Origin of the sequence: Celeribacter marinus, assembly GCF_965656515.1 — a bacterium.
Classification (GTDB): domain Bacteria; phylum Pseudomonadota; class Alphaproteobacteria; order Rhodobacterales; family Rhodobacteraceae; genus Celeribacter; species Celeribacter marinus_D.
Window position 1 is genome coordinate 21,247 of the sequence record NZ_CBFHKW010000004.1, and the last position, 6,052, is coordinate 27,298.

Consider the following 6,052-nt stretch of genomic DNA (forward strand, 5'->3'; position numbering starts at 1 on the left):
TGGGATCCTGTCGGAGAACTGGGCCTGATGGCCTTTGGGTTGGCAACGACCGGCTCCGCCATTTGGCTGCACTGGGACAGGATTTCAACTTTGCTTTAGGCCGCTCTAGGGTCGCAATGAGTCCGGCAAAGTCTCGACCAATGCGCCCTCAAAAAGGGCACCAATCCATGCCGCTTCCGAAGACAAATCAAAATCTGCCTCAACTTTTTGGCGTCCCTCATTCCCCATACGGATGCAAAGGTCGCCGTCAGACAATAAGGTGTCCAACCTTGCGCATAAGGTGTCCAAATCACCGGCAGGAATAGTGAACCCTGACACGCCATCCTCGATCAATTCACTCACGCCCGCCACCCGACTGGCGATCACTGGAATGCGACTTGCCATAGCTTCCATCAAAACGACCGGGACGCCCTCGGCAAAAGACGGCAATACAAGCATATCCACCTCTTCCAATAATCCCGTTATCTCATCTGATGCACGGTACCCTAGAAACGACACACAGTCACCAAGACCAAGCGCGCGTGATTGCGCCTCTACGGCGTGGCGTGACGGACCATCGCCCACAACCGTCATGGTAGCATCACCGTGGTCGCGCACGACCCGCGCCATAGCATCAAGCAAAAGAGGCACGCCCTTGACCGGATCAAGTCGCCCGACAAAAATGATACGCTTTTTACGATCAGTCCGGGGTCTTCGGCCGTAGTCATTCGGCACAACACCACAATGGACAATTTTGAGTTTGTCCCAATGTATCGGGTCAGAAAAATACATCGCTTGTGATCGGCAAAAATGACTGATGCAGGACACGAACGCGGCGCGCGCTATTTTCTCGTCAATGCGCCAATGCATCGGTTCAAAAAAGATCGCAGGCCCGTGCATGGTCATTGAAAACGGAATGCCCGACATTTCGGACGTCAGCATCGCCACGGACGCGCTCGAGTTTGCAAAATGATTGTGGATGTGGCGCACGCCTTTATCATGGAGGTGACGCGCCAAAATCCCAGCCTCCAGAAAATAAAACACCTGCCAAAGCGCTGCTTTCAACCCCGCAGGCCGTGTTTTCCACGCAAGGCCAGCGGCCTTTGCCCATGCTCGTGCATCACGCCGTAACGCCCAAATATGCGCGCCGATCAAAGTGGCCGGTCGCTTTGCGGCCTCAAGCACACAGAACGTCTCGCGCGCTTCGCGGTGTTGGTCCGTCCCGACAATGTCGTTGGGCGCGGCGCGTCGAATTGTGCAGGCCTCAACAGTCCAGCCATTCAAACGCAACGCCTCAATTTCACGCTGAATAAACGTATGCGAGACCTTGGGGTACTCCCCCGTCAAATATGCAATCGGTTGTTTTGTCATCGCGTTATCATCCTCGCATCAGACCTATCGTCCGCGCGTCCACGTCTCTTTATTGCGTCCAATCCGTGTCAAAACATGCACGGACACATAGACCATCGCGGCAAACGGCATCGTGGCAGCCATCATCGCAAATCGACCCAAACCAAGCGGCGCTTTTTGCTCATTCACTAAGATCTGCGGATAGCGGTGAGCGATTTCCTTGACCCCCGCATCTTGTCGCCTGCGCACTTTCACAAGTGCGCGAAACCCCTCAACCATCGGCCACGTATAAGACGCATCAACTTCGATCCGTTCATCGGGCGCAAACTGTAGCCGCACATAGGTGTCGTCAGAAATGATGTCCGCGAAACGACCCCAACGCGCGCGCCCTGCGGCATTGACCGCAAAAAAACCTGCGCCAACGACGCCCCCTTTGACAAAGGGCAGCTTTTCCCAAAACCGCGCATAGGCGCGCGTAATACGGCTGTCCGCCCGCTTGATCACCAACGCTCCCGTTGCATATCGCGGTATGTCCACGCTCAATGCGTCGACGATCTTATCGATAAGGTGCGGCGAACAAACCACGTCAGCATCCAGATAAACGCGCGGCAAGGCACCCAATCCAATCACATCAAAATGACTTTCGGCTCGCGTCAATGCAGCCGTTTTTCCCCCGATTTGACTATCAATAATTACGAGGGTGTCACCGCGCTCATGAAATGCGATCTCATAACTTTGCGCAATGCTAACCGTTGCATCGGTGCATGCATTTGCAGACACAACGATGAGGCATGACGATCCCACACCACGAGACAGCATAGCATCAAGGCACGGACCAATATAGCCTGCCTCATTACTCGCGGGAATAATCACCGCCGCCCTTGTTATTGTTGTCCCTGTCACGGCCTCTGCTCCAGACCTGTTTGGGCATATCCCACCCAGTGATGCACGTATGTCATGCTTGGTTAATGTTTAGACGTCCCGTCTCGTTGCAACAACCCTGCACGCACATCGCCGCGCAGTTACAACCATTGGGCGAAGGGTTTGCACTACCCGCCAAACCGCACTAACCATATTAAAAATCAAGGAAAGACATTGGGCATGACGGAGCAAGACCACGCGCAAATCGTATTCGTTTACGGTGCATTGCGATCTGGAACGACCGCCTTTCGTCTGATGCTCGACGCGCATCCGGACACTGCCAATCCCGGTGAATACGACTTCTTGTTCGACCACTTGCGGCGCGATCACACGCACGCCACAGGGTGGCGCGTGGACCTTGACGCATTGCAAAGCGACCGTATCTTTTCAAACTCGGGTCTCACCCTGCCACGTCAAAACGTTCCGCTGGACGGGCTGGATTTGATACATGCATTTTTTGATCAACTGCGGGCACGCGTACCTGAGGCGCGCGTCATAACCTTGAATGTGCACCGTAATGGCAGGCGGATTCACGATGCGCTTCCCGATGCAAAATTCATCCACATGATCCGCGATCCACGCGATGTTGCGCGATCTTCTATCCCGATGGGGTGGGCGGCACATATCTATTACGGTGTGGACCATTGGATCGAAACAGAACGTGACTGGGGTATGATTTCGACCCTGATCCCGCCTGAGAACCAATTTGAACTACGCTATGAGTCGCTCTTTTCCGATTGGGAAACCGAGTTGAAACATGTGTGCGATTTTCTAAATGTCCCTTGGTCGCCCTTGATGTTGAGCTACCACGAACACACCTCGTACGCCGCGCCCGACCCAAAGCTGATCGAGCAATGGCGCCAAAAATGTAGGCCGGACGCGCTGGCCCTTCTTGAAGGTAAAGTAGGCGACCTAATGAACGCACGCGGGTATGTGTGCGCGACGACACCGCGCAATCCCACTCGATCAGAGCGCATCACATTGGCAGCGAACCACAAGCTCTATCGATGGCGTTTCGGCACACAGGCATATGGGCCTCTCTTATTCTTTGGGGAAAAAGTTTGCCGTCGCATTGGCTTGCGCGGCATTCATCGTCGCATCACGGCGCGGATATCCGACCTTCACAAACATAGTCTAAAGTAGCGCAAACTACTCAAACCTCGCGCGATTGGCCAAAACCCATTCGTGGTGCGCGATCGCGTGGTCAACATCGTCGTAGTAAATAATCTGCCCACGATCGAGCACTGCACCCGCATCGCACAGATCGCGTATCATTTTGCGTGAGTGCGATATGACAATCGCGCCGCTCGTCGACAACCGGTCATAAAAGAGGGTGCGGGCATGATCCTTGAAATCCTTGTCGCCTACTGATGTCACCTCATCAATCAGATAGGTATCAAACCGAATTCCCATTGAAACGCCAAAGGCGAGGCGCGACCGCATGCCAGACGAATACGTTCGAATCGGAAGGTCGAAATGCGCACCAAGATTGGCGAAATCGCGCGTAAATTCGATAAGCTCATCACTATCCACGCCGTAGGTCCGCGCGATAAAGCGCACATTTTGCGCGGCGGTCAGTTCGCGGTGAAAACTTCCCGTAAAACCAACCGGCCAAGAGACTGATCCTGTGGATGTCACGCGGCCAAAATCTGGCGTCACTGTCCCCGCTATAATCTTGAGCATCGTACTTTTTCCGGACCCGTTTCTCCCCAAAAGTGCGACACTACGTCCGTCTGGAAAGAGTGCGTTTGCCCCTCTGACCACGTCATTTTTGTAGCCTTCCGTGCGAAAGGATTTCCACACATTTTCAAGTTGGATCATGACTAGGTCACCGCCGATCACGGATTGCATAAAACACCAAGACGGCAATCGCCCATGCAAGGAGATCAAAAAATGAAAATGTCGCCAATACCCCAAATCGATGTGGCTGTGAGGATCGTTCTGGTAGTGTCGGTGGAATATGTGCAGCCACGTAACGCGTTTTGCGACCCGCATCTGCAATCGCCATATTGAAGGACGCCAAAGCCGTCACATATGCTTGCTCGGCAAATTCCTTTTCGACCGAAAGCCCTTCGAACTCGTCCAGAATTTGTGAATATGACTTTTCAGTCGTCGGCGCCGTGACGCCACCCACCATTGACAGTCGCTCCGCCTCAATGCGCCGTCGAATAACGTCAATACGTGTTTGGACTTGCCGCACACGCGGATCATCAGCCTTGGTTGCCTCAAGGAGCAAGTCATTGTCGATCAGACTGTCCGCCAATTCTTGTTGTAACTTAGTGACGACACCCAAGCGCGATTCGGCCTCTGCGCCAGGGTCCAGAATCAGGTTTTCAGATCGAAACCGCGCAATAGCAGACCGCGCCGCCTTCAGCGATTCAATGGCCTGTTCAAGATCGGCACGGGCGTAGCGTGTCGAATCTTCACGCGCAACCGAGCTAAGCTGATTGATCAACTGCGAACTCTTATCCAAGATTTCGCGATTTAAGGCCTGCGCATCCTTTGGATCAAAAGCATGTGCTTTCACCTCAATGATATTCGACGAGTTGTCGTAAAAAACTTTGACCATTTTGGTCCAGTGATCTGCGAGGTTTTCGATAGCTATATCACCATTAAAGGCAAAATACGGATCGTTTTGAGGCTTGGACCATATCGCCGCCAAATCCAGATCTGCGTTGGCTTCGCGCACAATTGTGCCACTACGGATATAGTCAAATAAAACATCGGTATCGGAGGTTCCGGACCTCCCTAAATTGGCCAAGCCGCCGATCAGATCAAAGGCTGACGACTGCTCTTCCGAGCGTACCGAAAACGCAAGATCGGACACGTATTGGTCGGCGGCGCGCGTAAAAAGATAGGTCGCAACAAGCGCGATTGGCGCAACCACCAAAAGCAAAAAACTCATCACAATTGCAATATGGCGGCTTCTGAAACGGGCCGGCGCAGCTGCGGGAGGCGCGACCATTTTGCCCACATATAGTGCGCGCATATCGCGGTCGTTATCATCCTCATCTTCGTCCCATTGGGTGTAAAGGCGCTCTTCCTCCGCGCGCTCTGCCTCAAGACGGGCGAGGGTCGGTGCGACCTTAGCTGCGTGTCGCTCCTTTTCTTCTTCAATCTCGATACGGCGCGCACGGCGACGCTCGTTGCGCGCACGCCGACTTTCATCTGCGGCATCCGTGTCGATGCAAAGATCCGAAACTGTGGATCGCGAAACCATACTTTTTACCTGTGCCACCGAAGATCCTTTTGATTTTGCGGGATAGGCCACTATATACTTTAGTTGTATTCAGTAACCTTTAATCAACTATGAAGCGATTAGCGTGAGTAATGGACCAGACAGTTAGCTCACAAAAATTGCGATTTCGAAGCTTTCGGGCAATCTCGGCGCTGACGATCCGCGAACTCGCCACGTCCTCAAGCAAGACATCGGGTGGGTATCTTTGGACAATCATCGAGCCAATTGCGTCCATCGCACTCATGTCCGTGATATTCTCTCTCATTTTGCGCTCTCCTCCGCTCGGGGTGAACTTTCAGATCTTTTATGCAACAGGGTTTTTAACATTTAATGTCTACCGCGATGTTTCCGGACGCGTTCAAAATGCGGTCAGCGGCTCGCGGTCCATGTTGCAATACCCGTCAATCACCTACATCGACGCCGCAATCGCCAAAATGCTAGCTGCGACGATCACCCAAACAATCGTATTCGTCGTTGTGGTGATCGGCATTTGTCTGTGGTGGGAAACGCGCACAGTCTTTATCGCGGCGCATGCGATCTATGCGATGTTCACAGCGATCATAC

At 53.2% G+C, this 6,052-nt stretch carries 6 protein-coding genes; 2 read left to right on the forward strand and 4 right to left on the reverse strand.

The genetic code is table 11. The features are described from left to right. Positions 1 to 105: 105 nt before the first annotated feature. Together ACTG34_RS01710 and ACTG34_RS01715 are read right to left on the reverse strand one after the other, a co-directional pair. Entirely contained in the window at positions 106 to 1,350 is a 1,245-nt protein-coding gene (locus ACTG34_RS01710; protein WP_439103318.1) for a glycosyltransferase family 4 protein, read from the reverse strand. A 24-nt stretch (positions 1,351 to 1,374) separates the two neighbouring features. Next, complete coding sequence (locus tag ACTG34_RS01715; RefSeq protein WP_439103319.1) at positions 1,375 to 2,232, reverse strand: glycosyltransferase family 2 protein; 858 nt, start codon at positions 2,230 to 2,232, stop codon at positions 1,375 to 1,377. A gap of 198 nt (positions 2,233 to 2,430) precedes the next feature. On the opposite strand from ACTG34_RS01715, the gene ACTG34_RS01720 reads away from it, so the two are divergent. Then, a complete protein-coding gene (locus ACTG34_RS01720) occupies positions 2,431 to 3,393 on the forward strand; it encodes a sulfotransferase family protein (RefSeq protein ID WP_439103320.1) in 963 nt (320 codons plus the stop codon). A 6-nt stretch (positions 3,394 to 3,399) separates the two neighbouring features. On the opposite strand, the gene ACTG34_RS01725 is transcribed toward ACTG34_RS01720, so the two are convergent. Both ACTG34_RS01725 and ACTG34_RS01730 read right to left on the reverse strand, forming a co-directional pair. Further along, positions 3,400 to 4,071 carry an ABC transporter ATP-binding protein gene (locus ACTG34_RS01725; RefSeq protein WP_439103321.1) on the reverse strand — a complete coding sequence of 224 codons (672 nt, stop codon included), beginning with the start codon at positions 4,069 to 4,071 and terminating at the stop codon, positions 3,400 to 3,402. 7 nt (positions 4,072 to 4,078) lie between these two features. Next, complete coding sequence (locus ACTG34_RS01730) at positions 4,079 to 5,470, reverse strand: hypothetical protein (RefSeq protein WP_439103322.1); 1,392 nt, start codon at positions 5,468 to 5,470, stop codon at positions 4,079 to 4,081. A 110-nt stretch (positions 5,471 to 5,580) separates the two neighbouring features. On the opposite strand from ACTG34_RS01730, the gene ACTG34_RS01735 reads away from it, so the two are divergent. Beyond that, on the forward strand, positions 5,581 to 6,052 hold a 472-nt coding region (locus ACTG34_RS01735), incomplete at its 3' end, for an ABC transporter permease (protein ID WP_439103323.1).

Bases quoted from the DNA above. Each gene is read 5' to 3' on its own strand.
- ACTG34_RS01710 (WP_439103318.1), bottom strand. From the start codon at position 1,350: ATGACAAAACAACCGATTGCATATTTGACGGGGGAGTACCCCAAGGTC.
- ACTG34_RS01720 (WP_439103320.1), top strand. From the start codon at position 2,431: ATGACGGAGCAAGACCACGCGCAAATCGTATTCGTTTACGGTGCATTG.
- ACTG34_RS01725 (WP_439103321.1), bottom strand. From the start codon at position 4,071: ATGATCCAACTTGAAAATGTGTGGAAATCCTTTCGCACGGAAGGCTAC.
- ACTG34_RS01730 (WP_439103322.1), bottom strand. From the start codon at position 5,470: ATGGTTTCGCGATCCACAGTTTCGGATCTTTGCATCGACACGGATGCC.